Source organism: Kibdelosporangium persicum (assembly GCF_013280595.1).
Classification (GTDB): domain Bacteria; phylum Actinomycetota; class Actinomycetes; order Mycobacteriales; family Pseudonocardiaceae; genus Kibdelosporangium; species Kibdelosporangium persicum.
Map to the genome: position 1 here is coordinate 1 of NZ_JAAATY010000054.1, position 18,878 is coordinate 18,878.

Below are 18,878 nucleotides of genomic sequence, written 5' to 3' on the forward strand. Positions count from 1 at the left end.
AACGCCTGCGCCTCAATCGGATCACCCAAAGTCGTCCCAGTCCCGTGCGCCTCCACCACATCGACATCGGACGCGGACAAACCCGCAGCCGCCAACGCCTGCCGAATCACCCGCTGCTGCGACGGGCCGTTCGGCGCGGTCAAGCCGTTGGTAGCACCATCCTGATTGGTCGCGGTCGAACGGACGACCGCCAGCACCGAATGCCCGTTGCGCCGCGCGTCCGACAACCGTTCCACCAGCAGGACGCCAACGCCTTCAGCCCATCCGGTGCCGTCCGCAGAGGCCGCGAACGCCCTGCATCGCCCGTCCGGTGACAACCCACGTTGCCGGCTGAAGGCGGCAAAAGCATCGGGTGCCGCCATCACGGTGGCACCACCGACCAGCGCCAGATCGCACTCGCCGTGACGCAGCGCCTGCGAGGCCAGATGCAAAGCCACCAACGAGGATGAACAAGCCGTGTCCACCGTCACGGCTGGCCCTTCGAGCCCGAACGTGTAGGCCACCCGCCCGGACGCGACGCTCGCGCTGTTACCGGTCATCAAGTGGCTTTCCAGGCCCTCGACCACCGGATATCCGACGGCATAGCTACTTTGCATCGCGCCCACGTACACGCCGGTCGAGCTACCCCGGAGCGAGTCCGGCCGGACGCCCCCACGCTCCAGCGTCTCCCACACCACCTCCAGCAGAAGACGCTGTTGTGGGTCCATCGCCAACGCCTCACGGGGCGAAATGCCGAAGAACTCCGGGTCGAACCCGGCCACATCGCTCAGGAACCCGCCATCACGGACATAGCTCTTGCCCGGCGAGTCCGGATCAGGGTCGTACAACCCGGCCAGGTCCCAGCCGCGGTCCGTCGGAAAGCCCGAAACCACATCGCAGCCGTCCGCCACCAACCGCCACAAGTCCTCCGGCGAACTCACACCCCCCGGAAAACGACAGCCCATGGCCACGATCACAATGGGGTCGTCCGCAACGCGTGAACCGGCATGGCGCGGCACCGCCGGTACGGCAATCGACGAACCGTGCCCGGGAAGCTCTCCATCCAGATGCTTCGCCAACGCCAACGGTGTCGGATAATCGAACACGAGCGTCGGCGACAAACGCACCCCGGTCACAGCGGCGAGCCGGTTACGCAACTCAACCGCCATCAACGAGTCAAAACCCAGCTCCTTGAACGCTCGTCCGGGTGCAACGCCTTCCACGCCGTCGTGGCCCAACACGGCCGCCACACACGACTGCACGAGCAACAACAACTCGCGGTCACGCTCCGCGCCGGACATCCCCGCCAGCCGACCACCAAGCCGACCATCGTCGGGCGAACCCACGACGCGGCGAACACTCGAACGCACCAAACCCCGCAACACCACCGGCACCACGCCGGAGATGGCCGGTCGATCGAGCTTGATCGGAACGAAGGCGGCCTCGTCACAAGCGAGAGCGGTATCGAACAACCGCAGCGCTTCTACTGTGGACAGTGGACGGATACCCGACCGTGCCATCCGGGCACGATCGACCTCGGCCAAATGTGCTGTCATGCCGCTGGTCTGCTCCCACAACCCCCACGCAAGAGAAGTCGCGGGCAGCCCCAACGAACGACGATGCTGCGCCAAGGCGTCCAGAAACGCGTTAGCGGCCGCATAACCAGCCTGACCAGCACTACCCAACACGCTCGCCGCCGACGAGAACAGCACGAACGCCGACAGGCTCAAACCAGCCGTTACCTCATGCAGGTTCACGGCGATGTCCACCTTGGACGCGAACGCCCTGTCCACTTGATCGGTGGTCAATGCCGAGACGACCGCGTCATCGAGAACACCAGCCGCGTGCACCACCGCGGTAAGATCCGGAATCCCGGCAACCAACGACGCCAACGTATCCCGATCAGCAGCGTCACAGGCCACCACCCGAACCTCGGCACCCAACCCCGCCAAGTCACCCGCATCACCACCACTTCGGCTGACCAGAACCACGGAACGAACACCACGCTCCGCGATCAAATGCCGGGCCACTGCACGACCCAACGTGCCGGTGCCGCCCACGATCAGGACCGTCCCATCGACCTGAAGAACGTCAACGCCGGTGACCGGGGCGGAGACGCCGACCAGTCGCGGTGTCAGGACCGACCCGGCACGAACGGCCAGTTGAGGTTCACCGGAAGCCACCGCGTCGGGCAGTGCCCGGTACGATTCGTCGCGACCGTCCACATCGACCACGAAGAACCTGTCGGGATGCTCCGTCTGCGTCGTGCGCACCAGGCCCCAGATCGACGAGGCCGCCAGCTCCGGCACGTCGTCGTGGGCGTCGACCGCCTGGGCCGTCCTGGTGAGGAACACCAGTCTCACCGACGAAAGCTCTGGTTCAGCCAACCACGCCTGAAGGAGCACCAATGCTCGGTGCACGGTGGAACGCGCGGCCTGCGCAAGCGGAGCTTCCGGAGCGAAGCACGGCGACACGACCACGTCCGGAAGCGGCTGACCGGCTCGGATGGCACTGAGCAAGTCGGTGAGATCCGCGTAGCGATCTCCAGGAAGGCACGGCACGTCGTCACCGAGGAACGCCCAACGCCGGCCTTCGGCCGTCGCCTGGTGGGTCACCGCTGTCCAGTCGACACGGAACAGTGCGTTGGTTTGGGTCGTGGTGAGTTGTTCTTTGGTGACAGGCCGGACGGTGAGAGAGTCGATGGTGACCACCGGCAGTCCGGTGTGGTCGGCGATGGTGATCGCGACTGTGTCCCGGCTGACCGGAGTGATCCGGACCCGGACAGCGCGGGCACCGTTCGCGTGTACCTGAACACCGTTGAACGCGAACGGCAAAGCGCCGTCGCCGATGTCCACACCGCCCAACACAACCGCATGCAACGCGGCATCCATCAGCGCGGGATGCATCCCGAACCCGTCAGCGTCCGAGGCCCCCAGAACGACCTCGGCGAAAGTCTCCTCACCACGAGTCCACGCCGCCCGCAACCCCGCGAACGCCGGGCCGTAGGCAAACCCCAGCTCGGCGAAACGGTCGTAGAACCCCGACACGTCCACCGGTCGCGCGTCCGGGACCGGCCACTCCGCCAGCCCGGTCAGGGTTTTTCGCGATCCGGCGCTGGTCAGCGTGCCGGTGGCATGCCGGACCCACGGTTGGTCATCATCGAGCCGGGAGAACACCGACACCGGCCGCAGGCCGCCCTCTTCTGGTGCACCGACCGAAATCTGCACCCGCACGGACACGCCCTCGGGCAGCACCAACGGCGCATGCAGCGTCAGCTCGTCCAGCCGATCGCATCCCACCTGGTCTCCGGCGTGCAACGCCAGTTCGACCATGGCCGTGCCTGGTAACAACACCACACCATGCACGGCGTGATCCGCCAACCACGGGTGAGTCTCCACCGACAGACTGCCGGTCAACAACACTCCGTCCGCATCGGCCAACTCCACCGCGGCCGCCAACAACGGATGCCCCGTCGACCGCAGTCCCGCAGCGGCCACGTCGCCCGACGACCGCGACGATTCCAACCAGTACCGCCTGCGCTGGAATGGATACGTCGGGAGGTCGATCACCCGCGCATCCGGGAAAACCGGACGCCAATCCACCCCGACACCGTGAACGTACGCCTCAGCCAGCGAGGTCAACAATCGCGACCAACCACCATCACCACGCCGCAACGTCCCCAACGCCACAGCACCACAACCAGCGTCCTCAAAAGTCTCCTGCATCCCCACAACCAGCACCGGATGCGGACTCACCTCAACAAACACACCATGACCACCATCAAGCAAAGCCCTCGTCGCCTGATCGAACCGGACAGTCTCCCGAAGATTCCGAAACCAATAATCAGCCGACAACTCCGCACAGTCGATCCGCTCACCAGTCACCGTGGAATAAAACGCCACACCCCCAGACCTGGGCGTGACCCCCGCCAAATCAGACAACAACCGATCCCGAACCGCCTCCACCTGCACCGAATGAGACGCATAATCAACCGCAATCCGCCGAGCACCCTCCACCGTCGCCAACAACCGCTCCAACGCCTCAGGATCACCCGAAACCACCGTCGAACGCGGCCCATTCACCGCAGCAACCGACAACCCTTCACCCAATGACAACTCATCAGGCGGGAGCGGAACGGACACCATCCCGCCACGACCAGCCAGCACCTCCCGAATCGCCCGGGAACGCAACGCCACCACACGAGCACCATCCACCAACGACAAACCACCAGCCACCACAGCAGCCGCAATCTCACCCTGCGAATGCCCCACCACCCCAGAAGGAACAACACCACAAGAACGCCACACCTCAGCCAACGACACCATCACAGCCCACAACACAGGCTGAACCACATCAACCCGCCCCAACAACACCTCATCACCAAGCACATCCACCAAAGACCACTCAACAAACTCCCCAAGAGCAGCCCCACACTCACCCATACGCTCAGCAAACACCGGAGACGACCCCAACAACTCCCGCGCCATCCCCACCCACTGCGAACCCTGACCAGGAAACACAAACACAACTCGGTCAGCGCCAGTGACCACCGAACCCCGCACCACATGGCTGGCCAACCCGTTGCCAGCCACCACACGCAACCCGTCCCGCAGTCCTGGAACGGAATTCCCGACCACGACCGCGCGGCACTCGAACCCGGACCGCCCGGCCAGCGACAGACCGATGTCGTCAACTCGTCCGTCTATATCGGACAGTGCCGTGGCTTGTTGCCTGAGCGCCTCTTCAGTGCGGGCGGACAATACCCAGGGCAGTATGGTCGCGGGCGGTTCCGGCCGGGTCTCGTGATCGTCTTCCACGTGTTCGAGAATGGTGTGTGCGTTGGTGCCGCTGGCTCCGAACGACGACACGGCCGCCCGCCGGGGCCGGTCCTGCTCCGGCCACGACGTCGTTTCGGTCACCAAGCGGACCGCACCGGACGACCAGTCGATGTGCGGCGACGGCTCGATCGCGTGCAATGTCCGTGGCACGATGCCCTCTCGCATCGCCATCACCATTTTGATCACACCGGCCACACCCGCGGCGGCCTGGGCGTGCCCGATGTTCGACTTCACCGACCCCAACCACAACGGCCGCTCGCGGTCCTGCCCGTACGTGGCCAACAACGCCTGCGCCTCGATCGGATCACCCAGCTTGGTGCCCGTTCCGTGCGCCTCCACGACGTCCACATCGGCCGGTGCCAGGCCCGCGTTGGCCAGCGCCTCGCGGATCACCCGTTGCTGCGACGGACCGTTCGGCGCGGTCAGCCCGTTCGAAGCACCATCCTGGTTCACCGCCGAACCACGCACCACAGCCAACACCCGATGGCCATTGGCACGGGCATCCGACAACCGTTCCAGCAACAAGAGCCCGGCACCTTCGCCTGGGCCGAATCCATCCGCCTGCGCCGAGAACGCCTTCGACCGTCCGTCAGGGGCGAGCCCACGCTGGCGGCTCAGCTCGACCAGCAACTGGGGTGTCGACATCACCGTCACACCACCGGCAAGCGCCAGATCGCATTCGCCCTGCCGCAACGACTGCGCCGCCAGATGCAGCGCCACCAACGCCGACGAACAGGCCGTGTCCACCGTGACGGCCGGTCCTTCCAGCCCGAAGGTGTAGGCGACCCGGCCCGACGCGATGCCGCCGGCGCTGCCGTTGACCAGGTAGCCCTCGATCTCTTCCGGGACCTTGGCCAGCCTGGTTCCGTAATCGTGGTACATCACACCGGCGAACACGCCCGTCCGGCTGCCCTTCAGGCCAGCCGGGTTCATCCCGGCGCGCTCGAACGCCTCCCACGCGGTCTCCAACAGCAACCGCTGCTGCGGGTCCATCGCCAGCGCCTCGCGCGGCGAGATGCCGAAGAACTCCGGGTCGAACGCGTCGGCGCCGGTCAGGAAGCCGCCTTGGCGCACGTAGGTCGAGCCGGGTTCGTCCGGGTCCGGGTGGTACAACCGGCTGAGATTCCAGCCACGGTCGTCCGGCAGCGGCGCGATGGCGTCGCGGCCGTCCAACACCACCTGCCAGAGGTCCTCCGGTGACCGCACCCCGCCGGGGAACCGGCAGCTCATCGAGACGATCGCGATCGGCTCCCTGGCCTTCGACTCGTTCTCGGCCAGGCTCCGCCGAGCCTGACGTAGTTCCGTCGTCATCCATTTCAGGTGCTCACGAAGCTTCTCTTCGTTGGCCACGGCACCGTCACCCCCAGACCTCTCGACACGGCGTCATGACTTTCCGAATTCGCGGTGGATCAGGTCGAACAGCTCGTCGTCGTCAGCGGCCTCGACGTCCTCGTCGGGAGCCGCCGCCCCGTCCCAGCCGGACAGCACCGACCGCATCCTCGACATCACGGCGTTCCGCGTTTCCCCGTCGTCACGGACTCGGTCGAGCAGGCGGTCGAGTTCGGCGAGCACCGTCGCGCCCGGCGCTTCCGGCCGCAGCTGCGTTCCGATGTGGACAGCCAACGCGGCCGGCGTGGGATGGTCGAAGACCACGGTCGGCGAGAACCGCGATCCGGTCGCGCGCATCAGCCGGTTGCGCAGTTCGACAGAGGTGAGTGAGTCGAATCCGAGGTCCGAGAACGCCCGTTCCGCCGGGACCGCGTCGATCGAGGCGTGTCCCAAGACGGCGGCGGCGTGAGTACGGACCATGTCGACCAGCACCTGATCGCGTTCCACGTCCGACAGAGTCGCGAGTCGCTGGAGCAGCCCGCCGTCCTGTGGGTCCGTCTGCACCGTCCTTCGGCGGGAAGCGCGGACCAGACCACGGAGTAGCGGCGGCACCGCGTCGGTGTCGCGCAGCCCGGCAGTATCCAGGCGAGCCGTCACCAGTACCGGCGATTCGGTTCCCAGCGCCGCGTCGAAGAGGGCAAGGCCCTCCTCGGTGGAGAGCGGACCGATTCCGGTCCGTCTCATCCGGTTGAGGTCGGTGTCGCTCAGGTGCCCCGTCATTCCGGAACGGTGTTCCCAGAAGCCCCAGGCCAGTGCCACCGCGGGCAGCCCCGCTGATCGCCGCTGCTGGGCGAGGGCGTCCACGAACGAGTTGGCCGCCGCGTAGTTCGCCTGCCCAGCCATCCCGAACAGGGCCGAGGCCGAGGAGAACAGGACAAACGCCGACAGATCACGGTCCTTGGTCAACTCGTGCAGGTGCTGCGCTGCGTCCACCTTGGGTCGCAGAACCGTGTCGACGCGCTCGGGCGTCAACGAGGTGACCACGCCGTCGTCGAGCACTCCCGCGGCATGAACGACCGAGGTCAGGTCCGGGATTTCGGCGAGCAGTGACTCCAGCGCGCTCCGGTCGGCGGCGTCACAGGCCACGACTCTTACCTGCGCGCCGAGGGCGCTGAGTTCCTCGGGCAAGTCGCTGACTCCGCTCCGGCTGGTGAGGACCAGGCGCCGCACGCGGTGCTCGGTCACCAGATGACGAGCGATGAGACCGCCGAGTGTGCCCGTGCCGCCCGTGATCAACACGGTGCCCTCCGGGTTCAGCGTCGTACTGTGGTCAGCCGTGACCCTGGTCAGTCGGGGGACGTAGGCACGTCCATCACGCAGGGCGATCTCTGGTTCGTCGGACACCGTCGACAGCACGCTCGTGAGGTCTTCGGAGCCATCGGTGTCACAAAGCAGGAACCGACCTGGATGCTCGGACTGTGCTGATCGGACAAGCCCCCAGACGGCGGCCTGAGCCGCGTCTCGGAGAGACTCCCCCGGCCGTACGGCGACGGCTCCGCTCGTGACGATCACGAGGATCGCGTCACGCTCCTCGGCCAGCCAGGACTGCACGACTTGCAGCGCCTCCGTGGTCGCCGTCCGGACTGATCCATCCACAGAGGACTCGATGGAATGCGTCTTGATCGGCAGGCGATGGACGGAACCGGACTCCGCAGGGACCCACTCGACCCTGTACATGGAGTCTTGGCGGCCGGTTCGCTGGAGTTGCTGTGCCGCAACAGGCCGTAGCAGCAGCTCATCGGCTGTCGCCACCGTATTGCCTGTGACGTCGGCGACGGTCACGCCAATGCTGTCGACGCCAGCCGTCCGGAGCCGTACTCGCAGGGCGGTCGCGCCGGTCGCGTGCAGCGTGACACCTCGCCAGCAGAACGGCAGGTGGGCGGTGTCCCCGAAATCCGGGAGCAGGCCACCGGCGACGATCGGCTGAAGCGCGATGTCGAGCAATGCGGGGTGCAGTCCGAACCGCCGCGCGTCATCGTGCCGCTCCTCGGCCAGGGCCACCTCGGCGAAGATCTCGCTGTCTCGCCGCCACGCGGCCCGGATGCCTTGGAACGTCGGTCCATAGTGGTACCCGGCGTCGGCCAACTGCTCCTGAAGGACGTGCAGGTCGATGCGCTCCGCGTGGTCCGGTGGCCACGTCTCCAGCGTCGGCTTCTCACTCCCGCCCGGCACCAGAGTTCCGGTGGCGTGCTTCGTCCACGTCCCGTCGTTGTCCAGCCGCGAGTGCACGGTCATCGAACGGCTACCGTCCTCGTCCGGGCCGCTGACGGACATCTGGACGACGGTGTCCGTGTGCTCGGCCAGCACCAGCGGGGCCTCGAGGATCAGTTCGTCCACCCGGTCGCAGCCGACCTCATGGCCTGCCCAGATCGCCAACTCCACGAACGCGGTTCCCGGTAGCAACACCACTCCGTGCACGGCGTGATCCGCCAACCATGGTTGGTCCCGAAGCGACAGCCGGCCGGTCAGCACCACACCGTCACCATCAGCCAAAGGCACAACAGCGTTCAGGATGGGGTGTGCCGATGTCCCCGCCGACTCTTCCGTTCGCCGCGGGGAAAGCCAATACTGCTTGTGTTGGAACGGGTACGTCGGCAGCTCGACAATCCTGGCATCGGGGAAGGCAGGCCGCCAGTCCACGTCGACACCGTGAACGTACGCCTCGGCCAACGAGGTCAACAGGCGTGACCAACCACCATCACCACGCCGCAACGTCCCCAACGCCACAGCACCACTACCCACATCCTCAATGGTCTCCTGCATCCCCACAACCAGCACCGGATGCGGACTCACCTCGACGAACACGCCACGACCATCCTGGAGAGCGGTTCTGATCGTCTGGTCGAACTGGACAGTCTCACGCAAGTTGCGGTACCAGTAATCAGCGGTCAACTCCGCACAGTCGATCCGCTCACCACTGACAGTGGAATAAAACGCCACACCCCCAGACCTGGGCGTGACCCCCGCCAGATCAGAGAACAACCGATCCCGGACGACTTCAACCTGTGTTGAATGCGACGCATAATCAACCGCAATCCGCCGCGCACCCTCCACTGCGGACAACAACCGCTCCAACGCAACCGGGTCACCCGAGACCACTGTGGAGTTCGGCCCGTTCACCGCGGCAACAGACAGTCCGTCGCCAAGCGGCAACTCATCCGGCGGCAGTGGAACGGACACCATCCCGCCACGACCAGCCAACACCTCCCCAATTGCCCGGGAACGCAACGCCACCACACGAGCACCATCCACCAACGACAAACCACCAGCCACCACAGCAGCCGCAATCTCACCCTGCGAATGCCCCACCACCGCCGAAGGAACAACACCGTAAGAACGCCACACCTCAGCCAACGACACCATCACAGCCCACAACACAGGCTGAACCACATCAACCCGCCCCAACAACACCTCATCACCAAGCACATCCACCAAAGACCACTCAACAAACTCCCCCAACGCCTCCGCACACTCACCCATACGCTCAGCAAACACAGACGAAGACGCCAACAACTCCCGCGCCATCCCCACCCACTGCGAACCCTGACCAGGAAACACAAACACCACATCGGTGCAAGGCGTGGCCGCGACACCGGTCACCACCCGTGCATGCGGACGGCCATCAGTCAACGCCTGCACGCAGTCCCGGTCGGGACCGACCACTACGGCACGATGCTCGAACGCGGCCCGCGTCGTGACGAGTGAGAAACCCACGTCGGCGGCGTGATCACCCACATAGGCGAGAAGATTCCCGGCATACTGCCGCAACGCCGAGTTGCTCCGCGCGGACAAAACCCAGGGCACGAGGGCGGTGCTTCGAGGGTTGTCCGGCAGATCCGCCTCGTCGTCGAGTGCCTCCTCGATGATCACGTGGCTGTTGGTGCCACCGACGCCGAAGGCCGACACACCGGCGCGCCGCGGGTGGCCGGTGGCAGGCCAGGGCCGGGTCTCGGTGATCAGGTCGACCGTGCCGGTGGACCAGTCCACGTGCGGGCTGGGCGCGTCGACGTGCAGTGTGCGCGGCACCATGCCGTTCCTCATCGCCAGCACCATCTTGATCACACCGGCGATCCCCGCAGCGGCCTGGGTGTGGCCGATGTTCGACTTCACCGACCCCAGCAGGAGAGGCTGTTCACGATCCTGACCGTAGGTCGCGAGCAACGCCTGCGCCTCGATCGGATCGCCCAGAGTCGTGCCGGTCCCATGTGCCTCGACGACATCGACGTCCGACGGAGACAACCTGGCGTTCGCCAACGCCTGCCGGATCACGCGTTGCTGCGACAGACCATTCGGAGCAGTCAAGCCATTGGATGCCCCGTCCTGGTTCACCGCCGAACCACGAACGACAGCCAACACCCGGTGACCGTTGGCCTGCGCATCCGACAACCGCTCAAGAAGCAGGACGCCGACCCCCTCGGCCCACCCTGTTCCGTCAGCCGCCGCGGCGAACGCCTTGCAACGGCCGTCCGGCGCCAGGCCGCCCTGCCGACTGAATTCGACGAAGACCGCGGGACTCGGCATCACAGCCACGCCGCCGACGAGCGCGAGTGAGCACTCTCCTTGGCGCAACGATTGGGTGGCCAGGTGTAACGCGACCAGAGAGGACGAGCAGCCGGTGTCGATGGTGACGGCTCCGCCCTCGAAGCCGAACAGGTAGGACAGTCGGCCGGAGATCACGCTGCCGGTGTTCCCGGTGAGCAGGTAGCCCTGGAAGTCCTCGGGTGCTTCGTGTGGCCGGGGTCCGTAGTCCTGCGTCATCGCGCCGACGAACACCCCGGTGTCACTGCCGCGCAACGAATGCGGATTCATCCCGGCCCGTTCGAACACCTCCCATGAGGTTTCCAGCAGCAACCGCTGCTGCGGGTCCATCGCCAGCGCCTCGCGCGGCGAGATCCCGAAGAACTCCGCGTCGAACCGGCCCGCGTCGTAGAGGAACCCACCGGACCGGGTGTGCGACCGGGCGGGCTCGGCGCCGAACAGGGCGTCCAGGTCCCATCCCCGATCGGTGGGGAAGGTGCCGATGGCGTCCACTTCACCGGACAGCAGCCGCCAGAAGTCCTCCGGAGTGCCGACTCCCCCGGGCAACCGGCAGCTCATCGCCACGATGGCGATCGGGTCGTCAGCGGTCGGCATCGCAGCCGGGGTGGTCGCAGTCACGAGCGAGTCGCTTGATGGGCCCTCGACGAGAGTACGCAGATGGCCCGCCAGCGCGGCCGGAGTCGGGTGGTCGAAAAGGACAGTCGTCGGCAGCCGGAGGCCGGTCCGGGCGTGCAGCCGGTTGCGCAGGTCGACGGCCGTCATCGAGTCGAAGCCCAGTTGTTTGAAGGCTTTGCCGGTGTCAAGGGTGTCGGCGCGAGAATGCCCGAGCACCATGGCCGTCTCGTCGCGAACCAGTGTGGTGATCGCCCGGTCCCGATCCGCCGGTGCGAGCGCCAGGATCTGCCGGACGAACGGCGACTCGTCGTCTTCCCGGTCAGGAACACTGACCAGGCCGTCAAGCAGGGGACTACGTCGCTCGGTGCTGAAGGACGGGACGAAACGATCCCAGTCGACATCGGCGACGACCACGGTGGTCTCGTCGCGGTCAAGGGCGAGCTGAAGCGCGGCGACACCCCGCTCTGGCGCTATCGGCCGGATTCCGAGACGCCGGAGGTCCTTTCCCGACTCGGCGGCCATCCCGGCCCCCGCCCACGAGCCCCAGGCGATCGAAGTGGCGGGAAGGCCAAGCGCCCTCCGGTGGTGTGCCAGCGCGTCGAGGAACGCGTTCGCCGCCCCGTACGCGCCTTGGCCGCCCGCGCCCCAGATCCCTGAGCCAGAGGAGAACATCACGAACGCCGACAGTTCCCGGTCCGCGGTCAGCTCGTGGAGGTTCGCCGCGGCGACCGCCTTGGCCCGCACCACCCTGTCGAGTGCCGGTCGGGTCAACTCGCCGAGCGGACGTTCGTCGAAAACCCCTGCCGCGTGGACCACAGCGGTCAGCCGTGGCAGCGTCGCCAGCAGCGCAGCCAGCGCGGCGCGGTCGGCGGCATCGCATTCGACGACGGTCACCGCGCTGCCCAGTTCCTCAGCGAGGGCAGCGGCGCCAGGAGCGGCCGTACCCCGCCTGCTCGCCAGCACGACATCGCGAGCACCGTTGCCCACCAGCCAACGCGCGATGTGCGCGCCGAGCGCTCCCGTACCGCCAGTGACCAGGACAGTTCCGTCCGACGGCGTCCATGTCCGCGCCACCGAACGCTCAGCGGCGCGAACCAGGCGCCGAGCGAACAGGCCGGACGAGCGGATGGCCATCTGGTCTTCGCCATCCACACCGGACAGCGCGGCGCAGAGCCGGGTCAGTGCGGCCTCATCCAGGAGCTCGGGCAGGTCGATCAGTCCACCGAAGCCGTGCGGGCGTTCGAGGCCGATCGCCCGGCCGAGGCCCCAGATCATCGCCTGCTCGGGCGTGCTCGGGCCGTCCGCCGGCGTGGTGAAGACCGCGCCTCTCGTGACAAGCCACACTGGCGCCTCGGTATCCGGTAACGCCCGCAGCAGTTCGACGGTTTCGCCGAGATCCAGGAGGGAAAGCACTCCTGCCAGGTCGCGCTCGTCCGGCAGCGGATCCAGGTCCCACCGGGATGGAAGAACTTTCGTTCCGTGCCGTTCGAGAGCGTCGATCACGGCCTCGGCGTACTCCGATCCCGACGGGGAAACGACCAGCCAGGTACCGGACAGTTCGGCGGGCCGGTCGGGCAGTTGCTCCCAGTGGATCGAGTAGCACAGCCCGTTCACGTCCGGCTTCGTGGAACGGGACACCGACTGGTGCCAGTAGCGTTTGCGCTGGAACGGATACGTCGGCAGATCGACAATCCTGGCATCGGGGAAGGTGGGCCGCCAGTCGACGTCAACACCGTGAACGTACGCCTCAGCCAGCGAGGTCAACAATCGCGACCAACCACCATCACCACGCCGCAACGTCCCCAACGCCACAGCACCACAACCAGCGTCCTCAAAAGTCTCCTGCATCCCCACAACCAGCACCGGATGCGCACTCACCTCAACAAACACACCATGACCACCATCAAGCAAAGCCCTCGTCGCCTGATCGAACCGGACAGTCTCCCGAAGATTCCGGAACCAATAACCAGCCGACAACTCCACAGTGTCCAACCGGCCACCAGTCACCGTGGAATAAAACGCCACACCCCCACTCCTGGGCGCGATCCCCGCCAGATCCGACAACAACCGATCCCGAACCGCCTCCACCTGCACCGAATGAGACGCATAATCCACCGCAATCCGCCGAGCACCCTCCACCGTCGCCAGCAACCGCTCCAACGCAACCGGGTCACCCGAAACCACAGTCGAACGCGGCCCGTTCACCGCAGCAACAGACAACCCTTCACCCAACGACAACTCATCAGGCGGGAGCGGAACGGACACCATCCCACCACGACCAGCCAACACCTCCCGAATCGCCCGGGAACGCAACGCCACCACACGAGCACCATCCACCAACGACAAACCACCAGCCACCACAGCAGCCGCAATCTCACCCTGCGAATGCCCCACCACCCCAGAAGGAACAACACCAAAAGAACGCCACACCTCAGCCAACGACACCATCACAGCCCACAACACAGGCTGAACCACATCAACCCGCCCCAACAACACCTCATCACCAAGCACATCCACCAACGACCACTCAACAAACTCCCCAAGAGCAGCCCCACACGCACCCATACGCTCAGCAAACACCGGAGACGACCCCAACAACTCCCGCGCCATCCCCACCCACTGCGAACCCTGACCAGGAAACACGAACACCACGCCGCCGCGGTCCGCTTCTGCCTTTCCCGTGACCAGTCCTGGGGCTGAGGCGGCGCCGGACGACAAAGCGCCCAGGGCCTGTACGTGGCCATCGCGGTCGTCCGCCAGCACCACCGCGCGATGTTCGAAGCGGGTTCGGGTCGCGGCCAAGGAGAAGCCGATGTCGATGGCGTCGTCGTCCACGTAAGGAAGGAGGTCCGTGGCCCGTTCCCGCAGCGCCGACTGGTTCCGCGCGGACAGCACCCAGGGCACCGTTCCCGCATGACGGCCGTCGTCAGATCGGCTGTCTGGCGCGGCCTCCGGAGCGTCCTCGATGATCACGTGGGCGTTGGTGCCGCTGACCCCGAACGAGGACACACCCGCACGCCTGCGTCGGCCGCCTTCCGGCCACGGCTGTTGCTCGGTGAGCAGCGACACCGCGCCGGAGGTCCAGTCGATGTGCGGCGACGGCTGATCGACGTGCAGCGTTCGCGGAAGCGTCTCGTGCCGCATCGCCTCCACCATTTTGATGACACCGGCTATCCCCGCGGCGGCCTGGGTGTGCCCGATGTTCGACTTCACCGACCCCAACCACAACGGACGCTCGCGATCCTGCCCGTACGTGGCCAACAACGCGTGCGCCTCGATCGGATCACCCAAAGTCGTCCCGGTTCCGTGTGCCTCGACGACATCGACGTCCGAAGCGGACAGTCCGGCGTTCACCAACGCCTGCCGGATCACCCGTTGCTGCGACAGACCATTCGGAGCAGTCAACCCATTCGAGGCGCCATCCTGGTTCACCGCCGAACCACGCACCACAGCCAACACCCGATGACCGTTGGCCCGCGCATCCGACAACCGCTCAAGAACCAGGACACCAACGCCCTCGGCCCACCCGGTCCCATCAGCCGTCGCAGCGAAGGCCTTGCACCGGCCGTCCGGTGACAGTCCACGCTGCCTGGCGAACTCGAGGAACATGCCGGGGTTGGACATCACGGTCACGCCGGCGGCAAGGGCTAGCGAACATTCACGGTGGCGCAGCGACTGCGCCGCCAGATGTACGGCGACAAGCGACGAAGAACAAGCAGTGTCCACCGTCATCGCCGGGCCTTGTAACCCAAGGAGATATGCGACACGTCCGGAAGCGACACTGACCGTGGTTCCGGTGAGCAGGTAGCCCGCGAGTTCAGCGTCCGCCTCGTGCAGCCTGGGACCGTAGTCCTGTGCGGTGGCGCCGACGAACACGCCGGTGTCGCCACCACGCAGTGAGGCGGCGTTGATCCCTGCTCGTTCGACTGCCTCCCAACAGGTTTCGAGCAGCAGCCGTTGCTGCGGGTCCATCGCCACCGCCTCGCGCGGCGAGATCCCGAAGAAGGCGGCATCGAACTCCGCGACGTCGGGCAGGAACCCGCCGTTGAACCCGGTGACGTCCCAACCACGGTCGCCCGGCAGGTCAGTGATCGCGTCGACGCCTTCGCAGACCAGCCGCCACAGGTCTTCCGGCGACCGGACACCACCGGGATACCGGCAGCTCATGGCGACGATGGCGATCGGCTCGCCGATCGGGGTACTGGTGGTGGCAGTGGTGAGCACGGGCTCGGGCGAGCCGTCGGCAAGGTACTCGGCCAGCTCCGCCGGGGTAGGATAGTCGAACAACGCGCTGCTGGGCAGCCGCACACCAGTCGCCCGTGCCAGCCGGTTGCGCAGTTCCATCGCCAGCAGCGAGTCGAAACCGAGGTCGCGGAAGGTCAGATCGGCGATGATGTCACCGGGCCGGCCTCGGCCGAGCACGGCAGCGGCTTCCGACCGCACGAGGTCCAGTCCGGCCGGCCGGTCTCCAGTGGCGGCCGTGGGCCTGCTCGGTGCGGCAGTGCCCAGCCAGTAGCGCTGCCGTTGGAAGGCATACGTCGGTAGCGATACCCGGCGGCCGTCGGGCAGTGCCGGGATCCAGTCGACTTCGACACCGTGCACATGTGCCTCGGCCAAGGATTTGAGGAAACGTTCCGTGCCACCCTCGCCTCGGCGCAGTGTGCCAAGGACCAGCGCGTCACTGCCAGCGCTGTCGACGGTCTGCTGAATCCCCATGGTGAGCACCGGGTGCGGGCTGACCTCGATGAACACACCATGTTCCAGCAGTTGCCGGATCGCGGGCTCGAACCGGACCGTCTGACGCAGATTGCGGTACCAGTACGGTCCGTCCAGACCGGTCGTATCGACGCGGGCGCCGGTCACGGTCGAGACAAAGGCGATATCCGAACGCCTCGGGGTGACCGGGGCCAGATCCGCCAGCATCCGGTCCCTGATCACCTCGACCTGCGCCGAATGGGAGGCGTAGTCGATCGGAACGCGGCGTGCTTCCGGTACCAGTGCGCAGATCTCGTCCAGCGCTCCCGGCTCGCCGGCGACGACCGTGGCACGTGGCCCGTTGATCGCCGCCACAGACAGTCCCTCGACCGGCGGCACCTCGTCCGGCGGTAGCGGCACCGACACCAGCCCGCCCCGGCCGGACAGCTCCATCAACGCCTTGCCGCGCAAGGCCACCACGCGCGCCCCGTCGTCCAGCGACAGGGCACCGGCCACACAGGCCGCGGCGATCTCGCCCTGACTGTGTCCGACCACCGCCGACGGCACGACCCCGTGGGATCGCCACAGCTCCGCCAGCGAGATCATGACCGCCCACAACGCGGGCTGGACCACGTCCGCACGTTGCAAGGCTTGCTCGTCCCGCAGCACGTCGAAAAGGTCCCAGTCCACGAAAGGGGCGAGCGCGGCCGCGCACTCGGCCATCCTGGCCGCGAACACGTCAGACGCCTCGATCAGGCCGATCGCCATGTTCGTCCACTGTGGACCCTGACCGGGGAAGACGAACACCGTGCCGGTCACCGGCCCGTGCGCCGTCCCGCGAACGACGTTCCGGGCGGATTCCCCGTCTGCCAGCATCCGGACACCCTCGACCAGCGTGCCGTAGTCGGCGCCGATGACGACCGCGCGCTGCTCGAACGTCGAACGGCTGCTGGCCAAGGAGTATCCGACGTCGGTCAGATCCCGCGTTTCGGCCGCGCTCGCCAGCGCTTTCGCTTGCGCGCGCAGCGCCGCGGGCGTTTTCGCGGACACCGGCCAGGGCACCGGTCCACGGGCTGGGCGTGGCGGACGGTCGGCTTGAGTGTCCCAATCGGACAGTACGACATGGCAGTTCGTGCCGCCCATGCCGAAGGCGCTCACGCCTGCCACGAGTTGCCGGTCAGGGTGCGGCCACGGTGACATGCTCAGCTGGACTCGCAGATTCAGCTCGTCCATCGCGATGGCCGGATTCGGCCGGGTGAAGTTCAGGCTGGGGACCAGTTGCCGGTGCCGCAGGCACAGCACCGCCTTGAGCAGTCCGGCCACACCCGCGGCGCCTTCCAGGTGGCCGATGTTGGTCTTGACGGAACCGACCAGTAACGAATTCCCGCGTCCTGGAACGGTTCCCAGCGCCGCGCCGAGCGCCGCTGCTTCGATCGGGTCGCCGACCCTGGTGCCAGTGCCGTGCAGTTCGACGTAGTCGACCTCAGTGGGATCCACCCCCGCGTCGCGGTACGCGAGCCGGATCACTTCCTCCTGCGCGGCGCGCACCGGAGAGGTGAGGCTTTCCCCGCCGCCGTCGTTGTTGACCGCACTGCCTTTGATCACGCAGTACACCGGGTCGCCGTCGGCGACGGCGTCCGCAAGGCGCTTGAGCACGACGACAGCACCGCCCTCGCCCCGGACATAACCGTTGGCGCGTGCGTCGAACGTGTAACAACGACCATCCGGCGACAGGGCGCCGAAAGCGCTGACAGTGGCGGTGCTGTCCGGTGTGAGGACGAGGTTCACTCCGCCCGCGAGCGCCAGCGACGACTCACCGTTGCGGAGGCTTTCGGCTGCCAGATGGACCGCCACCAAGGACGACGACTGGGCGGCGTCCACCGTCAGACTCGGTCCACGCAGGCCGAACGCGTACGACAACCGGTTGGCCACCATGCCCCGGCTGAGTCCGGTCAAGCTGTATGCCGTGACCTCGTCAAGTCCACGACGGTGCGCGATCGTGGCGTAGTCGTCACCGATCGCGCCGATGAACACGCCGGTCCGCGTGTTCCGGAGGCGACTGGGGACGATGCCGGCGTCTTCGAGCGCTTCCCACCCGAGTTCCAGCATGAGTCGCTGCCGAGGGTCGAGCGCGACGGCCTCACTCGGTGGCACGCCGAAGAAATCCGCGTCGAACTCGTCGACGCGGTCGAGAAACCCGCCCCTGCCCTGGCCCGGTCCCGAGTCCGCCCGTCCGGCAGGCAGGTCACGGACGGCGTCTGTGCCGTCCACGAGCAATCGCCAGAACGCGTCAACGCTTGGCGCCATGGGCAATCGGCACGAGCAACCGACGACCGCGATCGGCTCGCGTGACATCACGACAATGGCACAGTATGACGGTGTATGAGTTCACACTTGACCGACGTACTTATCACGAGATCCCCCAGTAGATCCGACAGCACGTATCACGTCCCCCTACCACTTCTATCCGGCTGGCAGATCGATTGCAAATCACCCAAACGAGCGACAGACGGCGTCGACACCGCACCGAACTGGGCCGGACAGGCCACTGTCAGTGTCAGGACACACCCAGGTCGTCGGGTTCCACCCAAACTTCAAGACGTTGACTGACCAGCACTTCGTCAAGTCGGACCGGGCCCGTGCACGCAGCGTCACTATCCACAATAGACGCTGCGTGCGGGACATCCACCAGGCCTTTCCAGGCGGAGCGCGAAATGTCCCGCCGAACAGCCGTCTTTTGTTGACACGGCTCAACGAGCACTCCTAGCATCGCTGCAACGGGGGTTGCTATGACCGGCTGGGGGCCTTACGCAATGGCGCTTT

Annotated in this window: 2 protein-coding genes; both read right to left on the reverse strand. The window is 66.5% G+C overall.

Features of this window, described 5'->3' with window-relative positions:
* The coding region (locus tag GC106_RS45170; protein WP_173142371.1) for an SDR family NAD(P)-dependent oxidoreductase at positions 1–6,167 on the reverse strand (6,167 nt) is incomplete at its 3' end.
* A 33-nt stretch (positions 6,168–6,200) separates the two neighbouring features.
* A complete protein-coding gene (locus GC106_RS48555; protein ID WP_281368804.1) occupies positions 6,201–18,410 on the reverse strand; it encodes a type I polyketide synthase in 12,210 nt (4,069 codons plus the stop codon).
* Positions 18,411–18,878 lie beyond the last annotated feature (468 nt).